Annotated in this window: 23 protein-coding genes; 9 read left to right on the top strand and 14 right to left on the bottom strand. The window is 40.7% G+C overall.

The features are described 5' to 3' along the window. Window positions 1–8 precede the first annotated feature (8 nt). The 3 genes from HC179_RS06660 to HC179_RS06650 form a co-directional block, all read right to left on the bottom strand. Entirely contained in the window at window positions 9–206 is a 198-nt protein-coding gene (locus HC179_RS06660; protein ID WP_168863629.1) for a DUF951 domain-containing protein, read from the bottom strand. Window positions 207–227: 21 nt separating this feature from the next. Then, complete coding sequence (locus HC179_RS06655) at window positions 228–1,112, bottom strand: mechanosensitive ion channel family protein (RefSeq protein ID WP_168863628.1); 885 nt, start codon at window positions 1,110–1,112, stop codon at window positions 228–230. 82 nt (window positions 1,113–1,194) lie between these two features. After that, on the bottom strand, window positions 1,195–2,211 hold the full coding sequence (locus HC179_RS06650; protein WP_168863627.1) for a YkvI family membrane protein: 1,017 nt from the start codon (window positions 2,209–2,211) through the stop codon (window positions 1,195–1,197). Window positions 2,212–2,310: 99 nt separating this feature from the next. Here HC179_RS06650 and yyaC point away from each other — a divergent pair, with 99 nt between their 5' ends. Then, window positions 2,311–2,946 (top strand): spore protease YyaC, encoded by a 636-nt coding sequence (yyaC, locus tag HC179_RS06645; protein ID WP_168863626.1) that lies wholly within the window; start codon window positions 2,311–2,313, stop codon window positions 2,944–2,946. Between the two features lie 46 nt (window positions 2,947–2,992). Here the strand turns inward: yyaC and HC179_RS06640 are convergent, their stop codons facing one another. The 11 genes from HC179_RS06640 to rpmH form a co-directional block, all read right to left on the bottom strand. Then, entirely contained in the window at window positions 2,993–3,700 is a 708-nt protein-coding gene (locus HC179_RS06640; RefSeq protein ID WP_168863625.1) for a DUF554 family protein, read from the bottom strand. A gap of 70 nt (window positions 3,701–3,770) precedes the next feature. After that, window positions 3,771–4,622, bottom strand: a complete 852-nt coding sequence (locus HC179_RS06635; RefSeq protein ID WP_168863624.1) for a ParB/RepB/Spo0J family partition protein — start codon at window positions 4,620–4,622, stop codon at window positions 3,771–3,773. Further along, window positions 4,615–5,376 carry a ParA family protein gene (locus HC179_RS06630; RefSeq protein WP_060665635.1) on the bottom strand — a complete coding sequence of 254 codons (762 nt, stop codon included), beginning with the start codon at window positions 5,374–5,376 and terminating at the stop codon, window positions 4,615–4,617. Before HC179_RS06630 ends, HC179_RS06635 begins: the two co-directional genes overlap by 8 nt. Before the next feature lie 462 nt (window positions 5,377–5,838). Beyond that, on the bottom strand, window positions 5,839–6,684 hold the full coding sequence (gene noc / locus HC179_RS06625; protein ID WP_168863623.1) for a nucleoid occlusion protein: 846 nt from the start codon (window positions 6,682–6,684) through the stop codon (window positions 5,839–5,841). Window positions 6,685–6,804: 120 nt separating this feature from the next. After that, window positions 6,805–7,521, bottom strand: coding sequence for a 16S rRNA (guanine(527)-N(7))-methyltransferase RsmG (gene rsmG, locus HC179_RS06620; RefSeq protein WP_168863622.1), 717 nt, complete (start codon window positions 7,519–7,521; stop codon window positions 6,805–6,807). 27 nt (window positions 7,522–7,548) lie between these two features. Beyond that, complete coding sequence (mnmG, locus tag HC179_RS06615) at window positions 7,549–9,438, bottom strand: tRNA uridine-5-carboxymethylaminomethyl(34) synthesis enzyme MnmG (protein WP_168863621.1); 1,890 nt, start codon at window positions 9,436–9,438, stop codon at window positions 7,549–7,551. A gap of 53 nt (window positions 9,439–9,491) precedes the next feature. After that, window positions 9,492–10,880, bottom strand: a complete 1,389-nt coding sequence (gene mnmE / locus HC179_RS06610) for a tRNA uridine-5-carboxymethylaminomethyl(34) synthesis GTPase MnmE (RefSeq protein WP_168863669.1) — start codon at window positions 10,878–10,880, stop codon at window positions 9,492–9,494. 713 nt (window positions 10,881–11,593) lie between these two features. Then, a complete protein-coding gene (jag, locus tag HC179_RS06605; protein ID WP_148987007.1) occupies window positions 11,594–12,232 on the bottom strand; it encodes an RNA-binding cell elongation regulator Jag/EloR in 639 nt (212 codons plus the stop codon). Next, a complete protein-coding gene (gene spoIIIJ, locus HC179_RS06600) occupies window positions 12,229–13,011 on the bottom strand; it encodes a YidC family membrane integrase SpoIIIJ (RefSeq protein WP_148987006.1) in 783 nt (260 codons plus the stop codon). Before spoIIIJ ends, jag begins: the two co-directional genes overlap by 4 nt. Window positions 13,012–13,292: 281 nt before the next feature. Beyond that, window positions 13,293–13,640, bottom strand: a complete 348-nt coding sequence (gene rnpA, locus HC179_RS06595) for a ribonuclease P protein component (RefSeq protein WP_168863620.1) — start codon at window positions 13,638–13,640, stop codon at window positions 13,293–13,295. A 127-nt stretch (window positions 13,641–13,767) separates the two neighbouring features. Then, a complete protein-coding gene (rpmH, locus tag HC179_RS06590; protein ID WP_010197888.1) occupies window positions 13,768–13,902 on the bottom strand; it encodes a 50S ribosomal protein L34 in 135 nt (44 codons plus the stop codon). 897 nt (window positions 13,903–14,799) lie between these two features. On the opposite strand from rpmH, the gene dnaA reads away from it, so the two are divergent. From dnaA to HC179_RS06550, 8 genes are all read left to right on the top strand, one after another. After that, a complete protein-coding gene (gene dnaA, locus HC179_RS06585) occupies window positions 14,800–16,146 on the top strand; it encodes a chromosomal replication initiator protein DnaA (protein WP_168863668.1) in 1,347 nt (448 codons plus the stop codon). Window positions 16,147–16,476: 330 nt separating this feature from the next. Beyond that, a complete protein-coding gene (gene dnaN, locus HC179_RS06580; protein WP_168863619.1) occupies window positions 16,477–17,613 on the top strand; it encodes a DNA polymerase III subunit beta in 1,137 nt (378 codons plus the stop codon). Between the two features lie 143 nt (window positions 17,614–17,756). Then, complete coding sequence (gene yaaA, locus HC179_RS06575) at window positions 17,757–17,972, top strand: S4 domain-containing protein YaaA (RefSeq protein WP_168863618.1); 216 nt, start codon at window positions 17,757–17,759, stop codon at window positions 17,970–17,972. Window positions 17,973–17,986: 14 nt separating this feature from the next. Beyond that, the gene (recF, locus tag HC179_RS06570; RefSeq protein WP_168863617.1) at window positions 17,987–19,108 is read left to right on the top strand and encodes a DNA replication/repair protein RecF; all 1,122 of its coding nucleotides are present in this window, start codon (window positions 17,987–17,989) and stop codon (window positions 19,106–19,108) included. 11 nt (window positions 19,109–19,119) lie between these two features. After that, entirely contained in the window at window positions 19,120–19,368 is a 249-nt protein-coding gene (gene remB / locus HC179_RS06565; RefSeq protein WP_168863616.1) for an extracellular matrix regulator RemB, read from the top strand. A gap of 89 nt (window positions 19,369–19,457) precedes the next feature. Further along, window positions 19,458–21,383 (top strand): DNA topoisomerase (ATP-hydrolyzing) subunit B, encoded by a 1,926-nt coding sequence (gene gyrB / locus HC179_RS06560; RefSeq protein WP_168863667.1) that lies wholly within the window; start codon window positions 19,458–19,460, stop codon window positions 21,381–21,383. A gap of 336 nt (window positions 21,384–21,719) precedes the next feature. After that, window positions 21,720–24,212, top strand: coding sequence for a DNA gyrase subunit A (gyrA, locus tag HC179_RS06555; RefSeq protein ID WP_168863615.1), 2,493 nt, complete (start codon window positions 21,720–21,722; stop codon window positions 24,210–24,212). Between the two features lie 73 nt (window positions 24,213–24,285). Then, window positions 24,286–25,356 (top strand): HD-GYP domain-containing protein, encoded by a 1,071-nt coding sequence (locus HC179_RS06550; protein WP_168863614.1) that lies wholly within the window; start codon window positions 24,286–24,288, stop codon window positions 25,354–25,356. The last annotated feature ends 394 nt before the right edge of the window (window positions 25,357–25,750 follow it).

Below are 25,750 nucleotides of genomic sequence, written 5' to 3'. Positions count from 1 at the left end.
GGTAAAGGCTATTCTTCATTTCTAACCAATATCTTCTTAATTTTCCTTGTAAATTCTTTTCGTGGCATGAGGACGGTGTGGTCGCATCCTTCGCATTTAATGCGGATGTCCATTCCCATTCGCACTACTTTCCATCGGTTTGTCCCGCATGGGTGTGCTTTTTTCATTTCTACTACATCATTTAAACCGAATTCTTTATCTGTCATGTTTCTACACTCCCTATTTATCTACTTGGAAGCATGCCCATCTTGCTTTAGTTCCCGGTTATAGAGGACCAGGCGCGGAAATGGAATTTCTATCCCTGCTTCGTCTAAACGGTTTTTGACTTCCTTTCTGATTGAACGCCCGATAAACCAATGCTTCATTGGCACTGTTTCACATGTGATCCTGAGTACAACCTCGGAATTGCCCAACGTTTGAATTCCAAGCAGCTCTGGTGCTTTTGTCATTTCCACATATCTTGCCGGCATTTCTGCAAGTAATTCTTGAATCACTCGCTCCGCTTCATCTATTTTCCCTTCATATGCGATGCTAACATCCACTATGGCAACACTGTTATGAATGGAGAAATTCGTTAATTCTACAATACTGCCATTGGGCAATATATGCAATTCCCCTGTCCAACTTTTTATTTTCGTGGTCCGAAGGCCAATCTCTTCCACATACCCTTCAAATGTGCCGGTTCGAATATAATCACCGACAGAAAATTGGTCTTCAAATATAATAAAAAAACCTGTAATGATATCTTTCACCAGGTTTTGCGCTCCAAAGCCAACAGCAAGTCCAACGATTCCCGCCCCGGCTAAAAGTGCTCTAACATCAATATGAACAATTTCAAGAATCATAATGAAGGCAATAAAATAGACCACATAAGTTAACACGTTTTGTAAAAGCTTCAGGAGGGTGTTCTCTCTTCGTTCCGATATGCGTATTGGCCCTTTTTCTCTTAGTTTCACAAAGTTTTGAATGATTTTTTTTCCTATTTTGATTATCATGGCTGCAACAAGGATAATCAAAATGATCTTGAGAAATCCTTCTCCGATTGAAACCCAGAGATCTTCATTTAGTAAGGAATTTTTCATTTGTACTAGTACTCGGTTTGTCCATTCCATAATCGCTCTACCTCAATATAAATTTGTTTACATCTAGAATCCCCACAAATTGCTATTTTACTAAAACATACACAGCGTTCACTTATGAGCTTTCACGGTTTTTGATTGGATAAAGCAGAATACAAACGAGCAGATAGAGATTGATTAAGCCGAATAGTGGGTAAAGTATTGCTACGAGGACGGAAAAGCCCACTGCAGTGAAGGGAACCATTAATAAAATGAATAATAAACACATGAGCCAAAGTGGAATTGGCACGACATTTCGAAATCTCGTGACTAATCCGAGCAACCCGGAGGCCGCCGTAGTATAGATCGCCACCCAGAGTAAGATGGTCATAAAGAACAACATATAAAAAGGATAACTCTGAATGATAGCAAAGAGCGGGATTTCAAATAGACCCAGCTTACTTTGTACGAGAATAAGAGTTTGATTATAAAAAAGCGAGATGACTCCCAAAATGACCCCACTTCCTACACTTGCGATGATAATTTCCCCTTTACCTTTCACTTCTTTTCCGATCGCAGATAAAACAGCAACAAGTGGAAGGATATTCAATGCTGTAAAGGTAAATCCAGCGGGCCAATTGCTTTGTTTAAGTACGGAAGTAGGGATAACATCCGGGCTATGAAATACCGCATCTATCAGCACATAGGCTAAGGTCAAAACAATTATTGGGATAATCACGACGTTCACCGTTATCATTCCTTTGACGTCGTAAACAAACAACAAAATTAATAAGAAGCATATGATCGCAATCCCTCCCCAATAAGGAATGGAAAAGACCTGTAACGCCGCCCCACCACCTGCCAGCATTACGACTGTGGTGGTGAATAAGTAAACGACCATTACGATATTGTAAAAATAAGATGCCCTCGCCCCGACAAGTTTTCGTAATACGGGGGAGAAATGCTCCGTCTGCTCCTTGCTGCTGATTTGCAGGATGACATAGCACGAAATGATAAAAAACAAAGTAAATAAAAGAATGGCTAGTCCGCTTTCCGAACCGAAAAATTGCCAGAGTTCCCTGCCGGATGCATACCCTGCACCAATTACTGTACCCAATATTAAAAACATCCAGCGAAACCCGCTTTTCCACATACATGTAACCCCCTAAAATATCCGAAAATAAAAAAGTGGACGTATAGTTTCCCATCAATAGTCGTATACTGTTACTACTATTAAGAAGGAGTGGAACCTATGAATCTTAAATCTAATTTTTTTGAGAAGAAGGGAGGCAATATTCGTATTGCTAATGATGAAGTAAATGCTTATAAGGAACTTGCACTTACTTTACAATCCAACCTTCCAACGAGCCTGGTGTACCGCCCCATCGTCATTGTATGCATTGGCACAGACCGGTCAACCGGAGATTCCTTGGGACCACTAGTCGGTACAAAGCTCCATGATATAAAGCTTGACCATGTTCATGTATATGGCACATTAGATGATCCTATTCATGCCGTTAACCTAGAAGAGAAGCTTGCACATATCCAAGCAAAGCATCTTACACCTTTTATCATTGCGATCGATGCCTGTCTTGGGAGGTTGAAGAGTGTCGGACAAATTACCATAGGGGAAGGTCCAGTGATGCCGGGGGCTGGAGTAAAGAAAGACTTGCCGCCAGTTGGGGATATTCATATTACAGGAATTGTTAATGTTAGTGGATTTATGGAATTTTTTGTTTTACAGAATACGAGATTGAGCTTGGTTATGAAAATGGCGACCGTCATAGCGCAATCTATCCAAGAATTAGATCGGTCTATCGAGCATAAGAATATCCTTGCATCTGCTGTGAGGGACTCTGAACCACCATTCATTCAAAGCCAAGAATAGAAAAAAGGCCGACCCTTTAAAAGTCGACCTTGTTAGAAAAAATAGTTTACATGCTAAAAAAGTATTGTATAAGCACAAGTACAGCTGCTACTAAAATTCCTGGAAGTAGATTGGCCACTCGGATAGCGGTCACACCTATGATATTCATTCCAATTGCCATAATCATGACCCCGCCAGTAGCGGTGATCTCAAATATGAGCAACTCCAGTAAATCTGGTGGGACAAACAGGTCAATTTGAGTAGCAAACAAAGCAATACTACCTTGATAGATCATGACTGGGATAGCAGAAAACAGTACCCCAATCCCTAAAGTCGTCGTCAGAACAATACTAGTGAAGCCGTCAATGATGGATTTTGTGTACAGTACTTGATGATCGCCTCTAAGTCCACTATCTAAAGAACCGACAACCGACATTGCTCCGATAACAAAGATGAGCGTTGCCGTGACAAAACCCTTTGATACGGAGCCCTGCTGTTTTGACCCCATCTTACGTTCCAGCCAATTGCCGACATTGTTCAGCTTTCGGTCCAAATTAATCCATTCTCCAATTACAGCACCTACTACTAGACTAATAATGACAATTAGAAATTCATTACTCTTAAAACCCATCTGTGCTCCAAGTAAAAATACGGCAAGACCAATGATTTTCATTACTGTTTCTTTCGTATTTTCCGGGATGCGGGTGAAGATTTTCCCTATTAATGTACCGAGAACAATACATATACCATTTACAATGGTTCCTAATAAAACCACTCTAAAGCCCCATTTCTATTAAAGTAACGCCTATCCAAAAAAGCAAACCACCTTTGAAGTGATCTGCTTTTTATTCTTCTGTCTGAGCTAACAATTCTAATAATCTGTTCAGGTCATCATCAGAGAAGAATTCAATTTCAATTTTCCCCTTGTTTTTAGAACGCTTTATAAAGACAGACGTTCCAAAACGCTCTCGTAACACTGATTCTTGATCCTTAAGGAAAATATCCTTTTCCTCTGTGTCCTTTTTCGTTTCACGTGGAACACTTTCATTCAACTGCTGAATCAACTGTTCCAACTGACGCACATTTAAGTGCTCTTGCAACACTTTGTCAATGACCGCTTTTAATTTTTCTTTCCTTTTGAGACCTAATAGTGCACGGCCGTGTCCCATGGAAAGTTTTCCATCATTCATCAGCTCATGGACAGATTTAGGAAGAGATAATAGACGAATATGGTTTGCGATATGTGGTCTGCTTTTCCCAAGTCTGCTTGCTAACTGTTCTTGTGTCAACTCCAGCTTAACCATTAAAGATTGATAGGCTGCAGCCTCTTCAATAGGTGTAAGATCCTCACGTTGCAAATTCTCCAGAAGCGCAAGTTCCATCATTTGTTGCTCTGATAACGTACGGACTACTACAGGAACTTTGGACAGCTTCGCCTCTTTTGCGGCACGAAAACGGCGTTCCCCAACGACAATTTCGTACCCCTTAATGCTTTTACGAACAATAATCGGCTGAAGAATTCCGTGTTGCAGGATGGATTCTTTCAATTCTTCAATTGCTTCAGGCTCAAAGTATTTACGCGGCTGGTAGGGGTTTGGTCGCACTTCTTTGATACTTATTTCTTGAACAGCTTCTTCTTTGGAAGCTTCCATAGAAGGAAACAGCGCATTTATGCCTTTACCTAATCCTTTACCCATGTGTCACCACTTCCTTTGCTAGATCTAAGTAAACTTCCGCTCCACGTGACTTTGGATCATAAATAATGATGGGCTCTCCATGGCTTGGCGCTTCACTCAAACGAACATTACGAGGAATGATGGTTCTGTACACTTTATCTTGGAAATACTTCTTCACTTCTTCAATCACTTGAATACCCAAATTTGTTCTGGCATCGAGCATCGTCAGCAAGACACCATCAATCATAAGTTCTTTATTTAAATGTTTCTGAACTAACCTTACCGTATTTAATAGCTGACTTAATCCTTCGAGTGCATAATATTCGCATTGTACCGGAATCACAACTGCATCAGAAGCTGTTAAAGCATTGATGGTTAATAAGCCCAAAGATGGGGGACAATCGATGATTATGTAGTCAAAAAGATGCTTCACATCATCTAATGCTCTCTTTAAACGTACTTCTCTTGAAATAGTGGGAACTAACTCAATTTCAGCACCTGCGAGTTGTATCGTTGCGGGGATGATGGAAAGGTTCTCTACCTTTGTTGATAGAATTGCCTTTTTTGCTTCCACATCTTCTACTAAAATATCATAAATACATTGATGGACTTCTGCTTTTTCTATTCCCACTCCACTAGTGGCGTTTCCTTGTGGGTCCACATCTACTAAAAGCACTCTTTTACCAATGTAGGCTAAACAAGCACCTAAATTAACAGATGTAGTCGTTTTTCCAACTCCACCTTTTTGGTTAGCAATAGCAATAATTCTGCCCATGCTGTCACCTGCCTTCAGAAAAGAACATACTTTTTATTTGTTGGTCTTTAAAACACCGCTGGTAATTTCCGCAAATGGCTTCGCTTTCCGCGGGGCGACCTTGAGCCTCCTCACTTCGTTGCGGGGTCTCAACATTGCCGCTACTCTCCCGCTGGAGTCTTCGCCATTTGCTCCAATCAACAGCTAGAGACTACTTTATTGTTGGTGATTCAATTAAACAGGACTTTAAGTATCTCATATATTTTATCATGAATTGACAGAAATTTAACTTGTTTTTGAGAATAATTATTAGGGGAGTGGGGTTGTGGGAATTTGTCGAAGAATGTTTCTCGGGAAATAATTGAATGTAAAGACAAGAAAAAGATGGCTTCGCTTATTACTTATCGTGTCGTAGCGCCTAGTGATATTACTAGATTGCTAGGTTTTTGATAAATAACGGCGAGGGCCATCCTGATAGATGTATTACTTTTTCGGTATGCGGATCGTGAATTGGTAATATTCATCGGTTTCTTCTTCTTGCGAATCCAGCTTAATTCCGCTGTCGTTTACCATCGTAAGTGACTGGCGGATCGTGTTCATCGCAATACGCATATCTTTACTGAAGGCTTTTCGCTTAGCTTTTGGTTTTGGATTAGCAGCTTCTAGCAGTTTTACAACGCGTTCTTCTGTTTGCTTTACATTTAGTTGCTTTTCTAGAATTTCAGCAAGAACGGCCACTTGTTTTTCCGGTAGCTTTAACGGAATAAGGGCACGAGCATGACGCTCGGTAATTTTTTTCTGAAGCAGGGCATCTTGAATTTCAGAAGGTAGCTTTAAAAGGCGTAGCTTATTTGCCACGGTAGATTGCCCTTTACCTAAACGCTGGGCTAACGCTTCTTGTGTCAAACTGTGCAATTCCAGCAGCTTGGAATAAGCGATTGCTTCCTCAATGGCTGATAACTCTTCACGTTGAAGGTTTTCGATAAGGGCTACAGAGGCTGTTTCTGCGTCGTTAAATTCTTTCACAATCGCAGGTATTGTCTCCCAACCTAGCTTCTGAACCGCTCTCCATCGGCGTTCTCCAGCAATGATTTCATATTTCCCCTCATCAAATTGTCGGACGACAATAGGTTGAATAATTCCATGCGTCCGAATGGTAAGAGATAACTCTTCTATTCTTTCATCTACAAAAACAGTACGTGGTTGGTATCTATTCGGAACAATGTCCTTTACAGCTACCTGCATAATTTTTTCATGATCAGTCTTTTCTACTATTTCCTGTTCTTCTTTTTCGCCAATTCCAAAAAAACGAGAGAACGGAGACTTCATAGTTCCACCACCTTATGGATAGAATCCCTATTAACGTAATTCGCTTTTCACGCTAATAAGTCCTGTTTTTCCGATCAAAATGTTTCACATGAAACGAGGTTTAATATGCACTATAACATTTTATTCTAATGGTTGTTTATTAGGTGTACCTGGTTTGCGTGGGTACTTCTTAGGTGTAGATTTAATCTTATTGATGATCAGAATATTTCTTTCACTTTCCTCTAACGGTAAGGAGAAGGAATGTACTTTTTCTAGCTTCCCACCTAATATTTGCAGGGCTTTTTTCCCTTTTTCAAGCTCCTCGCTTGCAGCGGCAGCTTTCATTGGCACAAACATACCGCCTTCTTTAACTAATGGCAGGCATAGTTCGCTTAACACAGATAAACGTGCTACAGCTCTTGCTGTAACCAGGTCAAATTTCTCGCGATAGTCAGTATTTTTTCCGAAAGTTTCAGCCCTGTCATGAACAAAATGAACATTCTTCAAACCTAGCTCACTTGCAAGGTTCTGTAAAAAAGTTATTCGCTTATTAAGCGAGTCCACGATGGTAACCTTTAGATTTGGAAAACATATTTTCAGAGGAATGCTTGGGAAACCAGCACCTGCCCCCACATCACATAGAGATAACTCTTGATTTAGATCAACATAGAAAGATGCGGTAATGGAATCATAGAAATGTTTAAGATAAACCTCTTCTTCATCCGTGATGGCAGTAAGATTCATCTTTTCATTCCATTCCACCAGCAGCTTGTAGTATGTATCAAATTGAGAAAGCTGTTGAGGAGAAAGGGAGATCCCCTTCTCCTCCAACAGGGAAATGAATTGTTCTTTATTCATGTGTTCGTATCCTTTCTATCGTTGGATTTACTCGTTGGATACTTTGGCGATACGACCTTGTTCCAAATAAACAAGTAAGATGGAAACGTCCGCTGGATTCACCCCTGAAATTCTGGAAGCCTGGGCAACGGATAAAGGACGCACTTCTTTTAGCTTCTGCCTTGCTTCGTTCGCAAGTCCGTGGATGTCATCATAATCGATGTTTTCTGGTATTTTCTTATTTTCCATTTTCTTCAGGCGGTCCACTTGTTGAAGGGATTTTTGAATATATCCTTCATATTTCACCTGGATTTCCACTTGTTCTGCTACATCAGGAGCAATCTCCTTGTCTGCAGGTACCATCTGGTAAATATGTTCATAAGTCATTTCAGGACGCTTCAAAAGGTCTGCTGCCCTGATGCCATCTTTCAGCTCGCTTCCGCCAGCTTCTCTGATGATGGTCTGAACCTGTTCATTCGGTTTAATGATGATAGATTGCAGACGTTCTTTTTCTGCTTCAATTTCTTGTTTTTTCGCTTCAAATTTTGCAAATCGTTCCGGGGAAATAAGCCCGATTTTATGACCGATTTCCGTTAAACGCAGGTCTGCATTGTCATGACGCAAAAGCAAACGATATTCCGCACGGGAAGTAAGCAAGCGATATGGTTCATTCGTTCCTTTTGTCACCAAGTCGTCAATCAGTACCCCGATATAAGCATCGGAACGGCTTAAGATTAGATCTTCCTCACCTAGCGCACGTCTTCCGGCATTGATACCTGCCATGATCCCTTGCCCGGCCGCTTCCTCATACCCCGAGGTCCCGTTAATTTGCCCTGCTGTATAAAGGTTTTGAACTCTTTTTGTTTCAAGTGTCGGCCATAATTGCGTTGGGACGATGGCATCGTATTCAATGGCATACCCCGCTCGCATCATGCGGACATTTTCTAGACCTGGAATAGTGGAAAGAATCTTACGCTGCACATCTTCCGGAAGACTTGTGGAAAGTCCCTGCACATAAACTTCTTGCGTATTTCTTCCTTCTGGTTCTAAGAAAATTTGGTGTCTAGGCTTATCGTTGAAACGCACCACTTTATCCTCAATAGACGGGCAATACCTTGGCCCGGTCCCTTTGATCATCCCAGAGTACATCGGAGAACGGTGAAGGTTGTCATCGATTAGTTGGTGTGTTTCGGCACTAGTATACGTTAACCAGCAAGGTAGCTGATCTGTAATGTATTCCGTTGTTTCATAGGAAAACGCGCGCGGCACATCATCGCCTGGCTGGATTTCCGTCTTGCTGTAGTCAATGGAAGCACTATTTACACGAGGAGGGGTTCCTGTTTTAAAACGTACCAAATCAAACCCAAGTTCCTCCAAATGCTCTGAAAGCGTGATAGAAGGTTGTTGGTTATTTGGACCGCTTAAATATTGTAGTTCTCCCAGTATAATTTTTCCGCGTAGGAATGTCCCTGTGGTGATAACGACTGTCTTGGACTCATAAATGGCACCTGTTTGAGTGATTACACCCTTACAAACTCCGTCCTCGACGATTAACTTTTCCACCATTCCTTGTAGCAAGGTAATATTTTCTTCATTTTCGATGGTTTTTTTCATTTCATGCTGGTAAAGGAACTTATCAGCCTGTGCACGCAATGCGCGTACCGCAGGACCTTTACCCGTATTCAACATACGCATTTGAATATGCGTCTTATCGATATTTCTTCCCATTTCTCCACCAAGCGCATCAATTTCACGCACAACGATTCCTTTAGCAGGACCGCCGACTGATGGATTACATGGCATAAAAGCAACCATATCCAGGTTGATGGTCACCATTAACGTTTTCGCTCCCTGACGAGCTGCTGCCAATCCTGCTTCTACACCAGCATGACCGGCTCCAATTACAATTACATCATAGGAACCTGCATGATATTCCATGTGTGTTCCCTCCTATTCTAGGCTCTTTTCACAAAAAATTACGATAGTAGCCACTATTTCCCTAAACAAAATTGGGAGAACAATTGATCAATTAGGCTTTCATGTACTGCATCGCCGATAATTTCACCAAGTATTTCCCACGTTCTAGTTAAATCTATTTGAACAATGTCTATTGGCACACCACTTTCCATCCCAACTATCGCATCTTCCAATGCTTGTTGGGCTTGGGTGATGAGACCGATATGACGAGAGTTTGAGACATATGTCATATCACCTGCTTCTAAGTCACCCTGGAAGAACATTGAAGAAATGGCCTCTTCTAGTTCGTCGATTCCTTGTTCCTCTTTTAAAGAGGTTGAAATGACGGTGTGTTTTTCAGCAAGTTCTCTCACTTGCTCTACATCAATTTTCGTAGGTAGATCGGTTTTATTTACAATAACAATGACATCCATGCCTTTTACCGCTTCAAATAACTGCTTGTCCTCATCTGTCAGGTCATCATTATTATTTAAAACAAGCAAGATCAGATCAGCCTTTTTCAAAACTTCTCTTGATCTCTCCACACCAATGCGTTCAACTATATCTTCTGTTTCCCGAATCCCGGCAGTATCCACCAGGCGTAATGGTACACCACGGACACTTACATATTCCTCAATGACATCGCGTGTGGTCCCAGGAATATCTGTTACAATCGCCTTATTTTCATGTACAAGACTGTTAAGCAAAGATGACTTCCCGACATTCGGCCGTCCGATAATAACAGTGGAAAGACCTTCTCTTAATATCTTACCCTGTTGGGAAGTTTGTAACAGCTTTTCCAATTCTTCTTTTACATATGTCGACTTTTCGAGCAATAACTGATGAGTCATTTCTTCTACATCATCATATTCTGGATAGTCGATATTTACTTCGACATGCGCCAGTGTTTCTAAGATTTCTTGACGAAGTTTCTGAATTAGTTTGGATAATCGACCTTCCATCTGACCTAAAGCCACATTCATTGCACGATCTGTTTTGGCACGGATCAAGTCCATCACTGCTTCTGCCTGCGAAAGATCAATTCGCCCGTTTAAAAAGGCACGTTTAGTAAATTCTCCAGGTTCTGCAAGCCTCGCTCCTCTGCTTAATACAAGTTGAAGGAGTTTATTAACGGAAACAAGCCCGCCATGGCAGTTAATTTCCACTACATCTTCCCTTGTAAAAGTTTTAGGTCCTCGCATAACTGACACCATTACTTCTTCTATTGTCTTTTCCGTTTTTGGATCTACGATATGTCCGTAGTGAATGGTATGAGAGGCAACGTCTTTCATTTTCTTGGATGACGGGGTGACAAAAATTTCATCAATGATTCGGAACGCTTCATCACCGCTCAGGCGGACAATGGCAATCGCACCTTCGCCCATTGGCGTCGAAATAGCTGCAATCGTGTCAAACTCATACATATCATTCACCTCATTTCTTTTTCTTTTTGTATCTTCTATATCAATGTAAAATTGTTCGTCCTTTAACTTACTAAGGTTAGCATAATTTTTGTGTCTTTTAAAGTATTCCTGTTCGACAGTTATCCACAAAAATTTCCCGAACGCTTCATTTGTCATCAATCATTTTAACTTATCCACATGTGAATAACAATAAACAAATCTCGCACAGTTATTTCATCAGTTTTGCCGAAGTTTGTATTAGCTAAAACAACTCCATAGATTTTAGGACTTGCTGTTTCTATAGTTAATTCTTTCCGTTGAAGACGTCGCTCATCGTTTTTCCCTTGGCACTCAGGTCTTCATCCCGGTGATGAGGACACCCTCTTCTCCTTTTTCCTCGTCACTCAGGTCTTCATTACGTCCATGAGGACCTCTCTTCTCCTTTTTCCTTGCCACTCAGGTCTTCATCCCGTCCATGAGGACCTCTTTTCTCCTTTTTCTTCGTGACTGACGTCTTCATCCCGTCCATGAGGACCTCTCTTCTACTTTTTCCTCGTCACTCAGGTCTTCATCCCATCCATGAGGACCTCTCTTCTACTTTTTCCTTGCCAGTGACGTCTTCATCACAACGTTGATGCACTACTTGAACTATTCCGCTATTTAATTAATTTATAATTTCTTAATCAAAAAAACGGCTGTCCCTTAATTGTAGGGTCAGCCGTTTTATGGTTGGATTATCTTTTTGCGACTTTGTTCTTTTTTGCTGTGATGACAAGGGATCGGTTCGGTTCTTTTCCTACGGAGTAGGTTTCTACTTCCGGGTAGGCAGAGATAATCGAGTGCATCACTTTGCGTTCAAAAGAAGGCATCGGCTCAAGATGTACATCCTGTTTTGTTTTCATTGCTTTTTGTGCAAGCCGTTCTGCAAGCTGCTCCAGGGTTTCCCGGCGTTTCTCGCGGTATCCTTCTGCATCTATGACGACATTTAGATACTGATTGGAAAAGCGGTTTGCGACAATTTGCGTCAAATATTGAAGGGAATTAAGGGTTTGTCCCCTTTTCCCGATAATTAGTGCGGTTTTCTCGCCACTGATGCTGATGAAGATATTTCTACCTTCTACTTTGACATCGAGCTCTGCGACAATGTTCATTTCAGTAAGAACTTTTTTCAAGAAATTCGTTGATTCTTCGATTGGGTCCTGCTTCAATTTGACGGTTACAACACTAGGTTTAGAGCCAAACAATCCGAAGAGACCTTTCTTGCCTTCGTCAACGATTGTAATTTCTGCACGGTCTTTTGATGTGTTTAGTTGAGCTAAAGCAGATTGGACAGCTTCCTCGACTGTTGGACCAGTTGCAGTTATTTCTTTCACTTTTTCGTTCCTCCTGCAGTTCCAGCAGCTGTTTCTTTTGCTTTTCTCAGCTCTGGTCCTTTAATAAAGTAAGTTTGAACAATCATAAAGATGTTACCCACTACCCAGTATAGGGATAGTGCAGCAGGGAAATTGATCGCAAAAACAACGATCATAATTGGCATGATCCAAAGCATCATCACCATCTGCGGGTTGTTGTCCATACCAGCCATCATGATTTTTTGCTGGATGAATGTCGTGATTCCAGCAACAACAGGTAGGATGAAGAATGGGTCTGGATCTCCCAAGTCAAACCATAAGAAGTTATGGTTTGCAATTTCCGTCGTACGAGTAATCGCATGGAAAAATCCAATAAGGATCGGCATTTGAACCAATAACGGGAAACATCCAGCAAGCGGGTTTACACCATGCTTTTGGAAAAGACCCATTGTCTCTTGTTGTAATTTCTGTTGTGTTTTTTGATCTTTGGAACTATATTTTTCACGAAGTGCTTTCATTTCCGGTTGTAAAGCTTGCATCGCTTTTGCATTCTTTGTTTGTTTAATCATCAACGGTAAGATAGCAAATCGGATTAATAACGTTACAATAATAATGGATAGACCGTAGTCATTGTTCATTAGTTCAGCAAAATACGTAATCAACCAAGATAATGGATAAACCACAAACTCATTCCAGAAGCCTTCGCTTTCATTGGTGATTGGCTGGTTGATTTCTGTACAGCCTGATAGTAAGACTACAAGTCCGATTAGGGCCGTTAGTAGCCATATTCGATTTTTCAACCTCTTTTTCCTCCTTTTTACACAAAAAAATGATTCCTTTTACATCCTATCATTTTTATCTGACAAATTGAATATATGTCACACTTCCAACACATTTTTTTAAGTCCCATTAACACCGCTTTTGATTTCCGCAAACGGCTTCGCTTTCCTAGGGGCTGACGTGAGCCTCCTCGGCTACGCCTGCGGGGTCTCCACCTAGCGCAATATCCCTCAGGAGTCTTCGCCTTTTGCTACAATCAAAAGCTATAAACTTAATAGAATTTTTATAGTTATCTTATAGTTTATTTCTTAGCAGAAAGTGTCGGGAGTTTTCTTATTACGTGTTGTAGGCTTTTCTTTACTTCTTCAAATGACATGTCCGCAGCTGGTTTTCGGGCGATCACGACGATGTCCACGCCACCAGGTAGCTGCTCTTTCATTTCGTGAATGGCTTGTCTGACTAGCCGCTTTATTCGATTCCTTGTTACAGCGTTTCCAATTTTCTTGCTGACAGATAAACCAATCCGGAATAAGGGCTGGTCCTCTTTTTGCACAGCATATATGACAAATTGCCGATTAGCCATCGACTTTCCTTTTTGGAACACATGTTGGAACTCTTTATTTTTTTTGATTCTTTGTTCTTTCCTCAATGTGTCTCCTCCTGCCTTACACAAATCCTCTAATTCGGTCCTATTTCAACATTCTTTCTCAAATATCATGAAAAAATAACAGGAATATGCCCGAAATAGTAAAAAAGACCACTGACAGTCAGTGGTCTTATGCTGATAATACTTTTCTTCCTTTGCGACGACGACGTGCAAGAACTTTACGTCCATTTGCAGAACTCATACGCTCACGGAAACCGTGTACTTTACTACGTTTACGATTATTTGGTTGAAACGTTCTTTTCATTACTATGACACCTCCCTGAGGATACTTCAAAATCTAAGTGGAAAAACACCTCTATATGATCGATAGACATTTATAAGCCGTTTTTCAACACTACTGGAAAGTCTTGCTTTCCTATAATATAAAATTTCTTTACAGACAGTCTTAATAATTATAGAGAATATACCATCGGAATGTCAACTTCCCAAATGTAAGTATAAATTCCCCAGCCCGACAAAGCAACCCTTTCTTTTTATATAGTAAAAACTAACAACCCAATTCATTTCATCAAACCAACAACAAAAATCAAACAAAAGGTGCCATAGGTGCCTGACCCCGAAAACAAACTTTAATCTTGCTAAGCTATTTCAATGTCGGGATCTGGAACCTCTCGAAAACAAACACTCAACCTTCCACACTAATTTTAAAATCGCAATAAAGGGTCTGACCCCTTTTATGCATCTAACTTTTTTCAACCTGTGAATAACTTTTTTCGCTATTTTTCGTCATCCACAACACTTATCGACAAGGTTTACACAGTATCTTGTGTTGTGGAAAACTTTTCTCCACAATTTGTGGTAGTTGTGGATAATCACAAAAAGCAATTGCAACATAAGGTTTTTTTTGATATTATTATTGTGTTTTCACTCTTAATAAATGATTAACAGAAAATAGTTTTCCACAGATTGTGGATAAGGTGTGGATAGTTATCCAAGGGTGTGTGTAAGTATTTGTCCACAGGTGCGGTTTTTTGTCGAAAACTACTTTTCTACTATATAATATCTTTTTCACAGTATATGAATGAATAAACATACAACGGGTGTTTTTCTAGCAGAGTGTTTGTTGAACAAAACTTGTACAGATAAGCACCTTTTTCTATTGTCAATAAGGTGCCAGACACAAACGAAAGGGGGATTCATGATGAAAAATATTTCTGATCTATGGGTCAAAGCATTAAATCAGATAGAGAAAAAAATAAGTAAGCCCAGCTTTGAAACATGGTTGAAGAGCACAAAAGCTCATTCTTTGCAGGGAGATAATCTCGTAATCACTGCACCAAATGAATTTGCACGTGACTGGCTCGAATCCAGGTATTCCGGTCTGATCGGAGAAACCATCTCTGAAATCACTGGTGAAGAATTATCCATTAAATTTATTATTCCTCAAAACCAAGCAGATGAAGAGATAGAGATAAATACTCCTCCTGCAAAAGTGAAAAAAGACGATGATATGATCGAAATTCCTCAAAATATGCTGAATCCAAAATACACATTCGACACATTCGTCATCGGTTCTGGAAACAGGTTTGCCCATGCTGCCTCTTTGGCAGTAGCTGAAGCTCCAGCTAAAGCCTATAATCCTCTTTTTATTTACGGGGGAGTAGGATTAGGAAAAACCCACTTAATGCATGCCATCGGCCATTATGTTATTGAGCATAATCCTGCTGCAAAGGTGGTCTATTTATCATCTGAGAAATTCACCAATGAATTCATTAATTCTATTCGTGACAACAAGGCTGTCGATTTTCGCAATAAATATCGAAATGTCGATGTGTTGCTTATTGATGATATTCAATTCCTTGCCGGAAAAGAACAAACGCAAGAGGAATTTTTCCATACATTCAATACATTGCACGAAGAAAGCAAACAGATTGTCATCTCTAGTGACCGGCCTCCAAAAGAAATTCCGACATTGGAAGACCGCCTGAGATCCCGTTTTGAGTGGGGCTTGATTACAGATATCACACCACCAGATTTAGAAACCCGTATCGCTATCTTGCGTAAGAAAGCAAAAGCAGAAGGGTTAGATATCCCAAATGAAGTGATGCTCTACATCGCTAATCAAATTGATTCTAATATCCGCGAACTTGAGGGAGCACTTATCCGAGTGGTTGCCTATTCCTCCCTGATCAATAAGGATATTAATGCTGACTTGGCAGCAGAAGCACTTAAAGATATCATTCCAAGCTCTAAGCCTAGAGTAGTGACCATTCATGACATACAACGAACCGTTGGAGAAGAATACAATGTCAAATTAGAAGATTTCAAAGCAAAGAAACGAACGAAATCGGTGGCTTTCCCTCGACAAATTGCCATGTACCTATCAAGGGAACTCACAGATTATTCCTTGCCGAAAATTGGAGAAGAATTCGGAGGGCGAGATCATACGACCGTTATTCATGCCCATGAAAAGATCTCTAATCTCGTAAAAACAGATACAACATTGCAAAAACAAATACAATCAATTGCCAACTCCCTTAAAAGTTAATAGTTAACCTTAGCAGTAGATTGGAGCACAGGGCGAAGACTCCGGCGGGAGGTAGCGGTAGGTTGAGACCCCGCAACGAAGTGAGGAGGCTCAAGCACTGCCCTGCGGAAAGCGAAGCCAAGTGCGGAGATCTTCTGCGATGTTTAATAGAACAATAGTGGAAACTGTGCATAAGTGGTACTTGGTTAAACACAGGTTATTCACATGTGGATATCTACTCTTCGTAACAAAAATGCGAGTTATCCACATAATCACAGCCCCTACTATTACTTCTACTAGTTTTTTATTAATAAAATATATAAATAGACCTGCCCATTAAGGAGGATTACAATGAAATTTATTATCCAACGCGACAAGTTAGTTCAAAGCGTTCAAGATGTACTAAAAGCGGTCTCTTCCCGAACAACCATTCCAATTCTGACTGGAATAAAGATTGTCGCTACAGAAGAAGGAGTTACCCTTACTGGAAGTGATTCTGATATCTCCATTGAATCCTTCATTCCTTGTGAAGAAGATGGATCGGAAAATGTCGAAGTGAAAACTGCTGGAAGTGTTGTACTGCAAGCCCGATTCTTTAGTGAAATTATTAAAAAACTTCCAATGGATACCGTCGAAATCGAGGTCCAAAACCAATATGTAACAACCATTCGTTCTGGAAAATCGGAATTTAACCTAAATGGACAAGATGCTGCTGAATATCCGCATTTGCCACAAGTAGAGGAACAAAACGTATTTCGTGTTCCAACTGATCTACTAAAAAACATTATTCGACAAACTGTCTTTGCAGTGTCCACCTCAGAAACACGCCCTATCTTGACAGGTGTAAACTGGAAGCTTGAAAATCACGAGCTTACCTGTATTGCAACAGATAGCCATCGCTTGGCTTTACGCAAAGCAAAGGTAGAAGCGGAAAATGACATTACGTGCAATGTAGTCATTCCTGGTAAGAGTTTGAATGAATTAAATAAAATCTTAGATGATACAAACGAATTGCTTGATATCGTCATGACGGAGAACCAAGTACTTTTCAAAGCAAAAAATATTCTTTTCTTCTCCCGTCTGCTTGATGGAAACTATCCGGATACTTCCCGATTAATTCCTGCTGAAAGTAAAACAGATATCACGGTAACAACGAAAGAGTTCCTTCAGGCGATTGATCGTGCGAGCTTACTTGCAAGAGAGGGACGAAACAATGTAGTAAAGCTTGCCACTTTAGAGTCTGATACACTTGAAGTATCCTCTAATTCTCCAGAAGTCGGAAAAGTAGTGGAACAAGTACAAAGCAACTCCATTGAGGGAGAAGAACTCAAAATTTCTTTTAGCGCAAAATATATGATGGATGCTTTAAAAGCGCTTGAAGGAAACGAGATACTAATAAATTTCACCGGTGCGATGAGGCCGTTTGTCATCAAAACATTACATGATGATTCCATGCTTCAACTGATCCTGCCAGTGAGAACGTACTAATGAATATAGTCTTAGAAAGCTGCTAGTGACCATTCCTAGTGGCTTTCTTTTCTATATGGAGAAGTTCTAGTACAATAGGAAGTAGACAATAAGGGAATAGTATAAGAAATACTTATCCCTAATAAGAAAGTGAGCGCGAACTAATGACAGAAATTCAAATTTCAACAGAAATGATTACACTTGGACAATTCTTAAAGCTGGCCGACGTCATTCAATCAGGCGGGATGGCAAAATGGTTTCTTTCAGAATACGAAGTGAAAGTGAACGGAGAGCTTGAAGATAGAAGAGGAAGAAAGCTGAAAGTACAAGATGTAATCGAAATAGATGGTCATGGAAAATATGTCGTTGTTTCCGGATGAGTTGGTGATATAGATTGTATATTGAAGAATTGACCTTAAGACACTATCGCAATTATGAAAGCTTGCATGCCGTATTTGAAAATGGTGTGAATGTCATATTAGGAGAAAACGCACAAGGAAAGACAAATGTGATGGAATCTATCTATGTATTGGCAATGGCAAAATCACATAGGACGTCCAATGATAAAGATCTTATCAGATGGGACGAAGAATATGGTAAAATAGAAGGCAGGATACATAAACGGAATGGAGAGTTGCCGCTGCAACTGGTCATAAGTAAAAAAGGGAAAAAAGCAAAGATCAATCATATCGAACAAACCAAATTAAGTCAGTATATCGGAAATATGAATATCGTCATGTTTGCACCTGAGGATTTAACCCTTGTAAAAGGTAGTCCTCAGGTGAGACGACGTTTTATAGATATGGAACTTGGGCAAGTATCACCACGGTATATGCATGATCTGTCGAGGTATCAAAAAGTACTTCAACAGCGCAATCATTACTTGAAGCAGTTACAGACGAGAAAGCAAAAAGACGAAACTATGCTATTTGTATTAACAGAGCAGCTTATAGAATTGGCTGCGAGCGTGACGGAAAAGAGGCAGGAATTCGTTCAATTGCTGCAAAGCTGGGCTCAGCCAATTCATAAAAGCATCAGCCGTGATTTGGAAGAATTGACTATTATCTACAAACCATCCATTGATTATGTATCAGAAACAACAAACTTGTCGAAAATGATAGAAGCATATAACGAAAAGTTTGATAAAATAAAAGATAGAGAAATTGAAAGAGGCGTGACACTATTTGGTCCCCATCGTGATGACCTGCTCTTTCAAGTGAACGGAAAAGATGTCCAGACATTCGGATCACAAGGACAACAGCGTACGACAGCTCTGTCGCTGAAGCTTGCAGAGATAGATCTCATTCACTCGGTAGTAGGGGAATATCCAATACTGCTCCTCGATGACGTATTATCTGAGTTGGATGATTATAGACAGTCCCATCTTTTAAACACCATTCAGGGGAAGGTTCAAACCTTCGTGACAACAACAAGTGTAGATGGAATCGACCATCATACCCTGAAACAAGCGGCTACATATGAGGTGGTCTCCGGTACGATCAAGAAACGAAATTGAGGTGAAGGATCATGTATTTGCATATTGGAGAAGAAGTAATGGTGCGCGCTTCTAAAATTATCGCTATTTTAGATCGCAGGCTTCTGCAATCTGACTGGAAAAGTACTCTCCCGGAAGTAGCAGACAAATCCATTAAAAATATCAGTAAACATGACATCAAATCAATCGTGATTACCGAAGAAAACATATACCTTTCTCCGCTAGCCTCAACAACCCTGAAAAAAAGAATGGATACCTCGATGGAGGAGTTCCTTTATTAGAGAAACTGCCTATTATAGATGCGTTTGTTGCCCAAAAGGACAGCCAGTCTATTGTGTAGAAATAAAAAGTGAAGGTGATAGATATGACGATGGACCAAAAAGAATTGCAAGAAAACAGCTATGATGAAAGTAATATACAGGTGCTTGAAGGCCTTGAAGCCGTTAGAAAGCGACCAGGTATGTACATCGGTTCCACCAGTGCCAAAGGACTGCATCATTTAGTGTGGGAGATTGTCGATAACAGTATCGATGAAGCATTGGCAGGGTATTGCTCTGAGATCAATGTTATCGTCGAAAAAGACAACAGCATCACCGTAAAAGATAATGGCCGTGGTATTCCAGTCGGAATTCATGAAAAAATGGGTCGTCCGGCAGTAGAAGTAATTATGACCGTTCTTCATGCAGGTGGAAAATTTGGCGGTGGCGGTTACAAAGTATCCGGAGGTTTGCACGGGGTTGGTGCATCCGTTGTTAATGCCCTTTCCTCCGAGCTTGAGATCTATGTCCATCGTGATGGGAATATCCATTACCAAAAATACAACAAAGGGGTACCAAATGAAGATCTAAAAGTGATCGGCGAAACAGATATCACAGGGACGATCATTCACTTTGTTCCCGATGAAGAAATTTTTACAGAAACAAAAGTTTATGACTACGATACACTTGCTCACCGTCTTCGTGAGCTTGCGTTCTTAAATAAAGGAATACGCATCACCATTGAAGATAAACGTGAAGAGGCATCGAAAAAGAATGAATACCACTACGAGGGTGGTATCGCTTCTTATGTAGAACATCTAAACCGTACAAAGGAAGTCATTCATGAGGAAGTTGTGTTTGTAGAGGGAGAAAAGGACGGTATCTCTATAGAAGTAGCACTGCAGTACAATGACAGCTACACAAGCAATTTGTACTCTTTTGCCAACAACATCAACACCTATGAGGGTGGAACCCATGAATCTGGCTTTAAGACGGCATTGACTAGAGTAATCAATGACTATGCACGAAAGAACAATATTTTCAAAGATGCGGACAGCAACCTAACAGGGGAAGATGTTCGAGAAGGTTTGACGGCTATCGTTTCTATTAAACACCCAGACCCACAGTTTGAAGGCCAGACGAAAACAAAATTAGGAAACAGTGAAGCAAGAACGGTTACTGATTCTGTTTTCACGGAAAAATTTGAAGGTTTCCTTCTTGAAAACCCTTCTGCAGCCAGAAAAATTGTGGAAAAAGGTTTAATGGCTTCCAGAGCAAGAATGGCAGCCAAGAAAGCAAGAGAACTCACCAGAAGAAAGAGCGCCTTGGAAATATCCAGTCTTCCTGGAAAGTTGGCGGACTGCTCCTCTAAAGATCCGTCGATCAGCGAATTATATGTGGTAGAGGGAGATTCTGCGGGAGGATCGGCAAAACAAGGTCGTGATCGTCACTTCCAAGCGATTCTGCCTTTGCGTGGAAAGATCATCAATGTAGAAAAAGCACGTTTGGATAAAATCTTATCCAATAACGAGGTACGTGCTATCATCACAGCTCTTGGTACTGGAATCGGCGAAGACTTTGACATTTCGCGTGCCCGTTACCATAAGATTGTTATCATGACGGATGCAGATGTCGACGGTGCTCATATCAGAACCCTTTTGCTGACATTCTTCTACCGTTACATGCGCCAGATTATCGAACATGGGTACATCTACATTGCCCAGCCGCCTCTTTACAAGGTTCAACAGGGTAAAAAGATTGAGTATGCGTACAATGAACGCCAGCTTGAAGAAGTCCTTGCGACCATGTCTGATCAACCAAAAGCCGGCATCCAGCGCTATAAAGGATTAGGGGAGATGAACCCTGAGCAGCTTTGGGAAACAACAATGGATCCTATGAGTAGAACATTGTTACAGGTAAGCCTGCAAGACGCGATTGAAGCGGATGAAACATTTGAGATTCTAATGGGCGATAAAGTAGAACCGCGAAGAAACTTTATCCAGGATAATGCCCGTTATGTAAAAAATCTGGATATCTAACCTAAGAATCCATAAAAAAGCGGGATAGCTATGCCGAGCCACTAAAAATGAAGACTAAAGTTCTAATGGTTTCTAGCTGGTGATTGGAGCAAACGGCGAAGACTCCAGCGGGAGAATAGCGGCAATGTTGAAACCCCGCAGGGCAAAGCCCGAGGAGGCTCAAGGCCGCCCCGCGGAAAGCGAAGCCATTGGTGAAAATCAAGAGCGGTTTTTAACAAAGACCAAGAATTTAGTGATAATTCACTGGCGCCGTGTCATGCTATCCTGTCTTTTACATAGAGAAGAGCGAAAGCGAATGTAGTCTTGAACTCACATTTCGCAAGGAGGTTCGTTATTATGTCTGAGAGGTCCTCAGTTAAAGAAATAAATATCAGTCAGGAAATGAGAACATCCTTCCTGGACTATGCCATGAGTGTTATCGTATCCCGTGCCTTGCCGGATGTAAGGGACGGCTTGAAACCTGTACACCGACGTATCTTGTATGCGATGAATGATTTAGGAATGACAGCTGATAAAGCCTATAAAAAGTCTGCCCGTATCGTAGGGGAAGTAATAGGTAAGTACCATCCACATGGTGATTCTGCGGTTTACGACACAATGGTACGTATGGCACAGGACTTTAACTTCCGATACATGCTAATCGATGGTCACGGAAACTTTGGATCTGTCGATGGTGACGCAGCAGCTGCCATGCGTTATACGGAAGCAAGAATGTCGAAGATCTCCATGGAGATACTTCGCGATATCAATAAAGACACGATTGATTACCAGGATAACTATGATGGGTCCGAAAGAGAGCCGATTGTACTGCCTGCACGTTTTCCAAACTTGCTTGTAAACGGTGCTTCTGGTATCGCGGTAGGGATGGCAACCAATATCCCACCTCATCAGCTGGGAGAGATCATTGACGGAGTACTTGCTGTAAGTAAGGATCCTGACATTACCATTCCTGAGTTGATGGAAATCATTCCAGGGCCAGACTTCCCGACAGCGGGACAAATCTTAGGCAGAAGTGGTATTAGAAGGGCCTATGAAACGGGTCGTGGCTCCATCACTGTTCGTGCTAAAGTCGAAATCGAAACAAAACCAAATGGCAGAGAAGTCATCCTTGTTCATGAACTTCCATACCAGGTGAATAAAGCAAAACTTATTGAAAAAATCGCGGACCTTGTTCGTGATAAGAAAATAGAAGGCATATCTGACTTGCGTGATGAATCCGACCGCAATGGAATGCGTATCGTCATGGAAGTTAAAAAAGATGCGAATGCTAATGTCCTTTTAAATAACTTATATAAACAGACTTCCCTTCAAACAAGCTTTGGTATCAACCTCCTTGCGCTAGTAAATGGGGAACCAAAAGTATTAAACCTGAAACAATGTCTGTATCACTACCTAGAACATCAAAAAGTCGTAATCAAGCGTCGTACGGCATTTGAACTTCGTAAAGCGGAAGCAAGAGCACACATCTTAGAAGGTCTACGGATTGCCCTAGACCACTTAGATGCGGTAATTACCTTAATCCGTAGTTCCCAAACGGCTGATATAGCCCGTGAAGGCTTAATGACTGAATTCTCTCTATCTGAGAAACAAGCACAAGCAATCCTAGACATGCGTCTACAACGTCTAACAGGCTTAGAGCGCGAAAAGATAGAAGAAGAGTATCAAGGACTCATGCAGCTTATTGCTGAACTAAAAGCAATCCTTGCAGATGAAGAAAAAGTACTTGAGATTATCCGTGAGGAACTAACAGAAGTAAAAGAACGCTTCAACGACACTCGACGTACGGAGATCATGGTTGGCGGTTTTGAAAATATTGAAGATGAGGATTTAATTCCACGTCAAAATGTCGTGATCACCCTTACACATAATGGCTATATTAAACGTCTGCCTCTTTCCACATACCGTAGCCAGCGAAGAGGAGGTCGTGGAATTCAAGGGATGGGAACCAACGAGAATGACTTTGTTGAACATCTTTTGACCACGTCCACACACGATACGCTATTATTCTTTACAAACAAAGGGAAAGTGTATCGTGCAAAAGGGTACGAAATCCCAGAATTCAGCCGTACAGCAAAAGGCATTCCAATCATCAACTTGCTTGAGGTGGAAAAAGGAGAATGGGTCAACGCCATTATCCCGGTGGAAGACTTTGTGGATGACTGGTATCTATTCTTTACAACAAAGCATGGAATATCCAAGCGTTCTCCATTGTCTCAATTTGCCAATATCCGTAAGGGTGGCCTAATTGCCCTTGGATTGCGAGAAAGTGATGAATTAATTTCTGTAAAATTAACAGATGGCACAAAAGAAATGATCATTGGAACGAAAAACGGTATGCTCATACGCTTCCATGAAACAGACGTACGTTCCATGGGCAGAACGGCAACGGGCGTAAAAGGAATCTCCATTGCCGAAAATGATGAAGTAGTAGGAATGGAACTGCTTGATGAAGGCTTGGATGTGTTAGTTGTGACCAAAAACGGTTATGGAAAACGAACTCCAGCGGAAGAGTACCGTGTCCAAAGCCGTGGAGGAAAAGGGATTAAAACATGTAATATTACCGAACGTAATGGTGAGCTGGTATCTGTTAAAACCGTAACCACTGAGGAAGACCTAATGCTGATCACAGCAAGTGGCGTCCTAATCCGTATGTCCGTCGACGGAATCTCACAAATGGGCCGAAACACCCAGGGAGTGAAGCTCATTCGTCTTGCAGAGAACGAATTTGTGACAACAGTCGCAAGAGTAGACAAAGAAGATGAGCCAGAAGATGGTACGGAAGATACAGAAATGGAAGAAGGAATTTCCACAGAAGAGGTCGAAGAATAAGAAGAGTAAATGATCAACTCTAAGAGAGGAGCACTTTTATGTGTTCCTCTTTGTTTATAAGGAGAGAGCGTTCATGTTAGTGAAAACCGAACAGCTAGTGGAAGGATGTATTCTGGCACAAGAAATAAAGGCACTCACATCAAAACCGATTATGCCAAAGAGAACCGTTCTGACAAATCAACACATTGAAATTTTAGAGTCTTTTTTGGTAGAAAAAGTCGAAATAGAAGCATTCCTTTCAAACGGGCAACCTTTCAACCCTCAATTGCTAACCATGATTGAAGATAAACCAAAAGAGGATTCCTTCTTACAGATGTACTTAAAAGCAACGCAATCTTACAAAAAAATGTACGAGGCATGGGGATCAGGTGCCCCAATTGATTATAGTGCCGTTCGCAAGACAATTATCCCTTTAATCGAAAAATCCCTTCAATATCAAGAAGAAGTTTTTACCGTCTACCATTACACAAACGAAGAAGACTATATCTATCATCATTCTGTAGCAGTGGCCATCATTGCTTCCGCGATAGCGAAGTCACTTGGCTATAAAAAGAAAGATATCATTCAAGTCGGCATAGCTGGCTTCTTAATGGATTGCGGTATGTCCCGCATCGATCAGAAAATCTTAAAAAATGTTGCGGCCTTAAGAAAAGAGGAATTTGCGCAAATAAAAGAACACCCTATCTTCAGCTATCAGATGGTAAGCAAACAACCAGTGATTCAGGATGAAATAAAGCTTGCTGTATTGCAGCATCATGAACGCTACGATAAAACTGGCTATCCTTTTGGACTATCAGAAGACAAAATACACACCTATACAAAAATACTTGCAGTCGCAGACGTTTTTCATGCAATGACGTCACCAAGGAAGTACCGCAGCAAACAATCACCATTTAAAGTGGTTGAACAGCTGAAACATGAAACCTTTGGGAAATATGATCTTTCTATCGTTCAAGCTCTCATATCAAATGTTTGCAGTTTCAGCATAGGTGACAAGATAAAGCTTTCTAATAATAAAATTGCAGAGGTTGCCTTTATCGATCCGCAACATCCGTCTAGGCCAATGGTGAGAGAAATCGACTCCGATCAATTCCTCACCTTAAATCAAGAATTAGATATTCATATAGAAGAAGTTTTAAAATGACCTCATTGCTATATGTCTCATTAGAAAAAAAGAAGGAAATCTGTTAGGTTTCCTTCCTTTTTTTATGTTTCAAACAAGAAAATAAAAATATATTAAAAAAGTAATTGCATTCCTAATCGACCCATGCTATAATCAATCAAGTCAGCAACGACATTGAGTTGCGTCTTACATAACTATCGAAAAAAGATAATAAAAAGATGTTGACTCAAAACGAAATAAATGATATATTAATGAAGTCGCTTTTGAAAGGCGGCAACACAAAAGAGTTCTTTGAAAACTAAACAAAACAACAGCGTCATAACGTCGGTTCTACGGAACACGACAAAATGATTTTAAGTAACACAAGCTAGCAAATTTTGAGCAAAAGCTCAGACTCTTTATTGGAGAGTTTGAT

This window comes from Bacillus sp. RO1 (genome assembly GCF_012524115.1).
In the GTDB taxonomy this organism is placed as follows: domain Bacteria; phylum Bacillota; class Bacilli; order Bacillales; family Bacillaceae_I; genus Sutcliffiella_A.
Note: the sequence above shows the minus strand (reverse complement) of the source record. Positions and strands in the feature narration are given on the sequence as shown.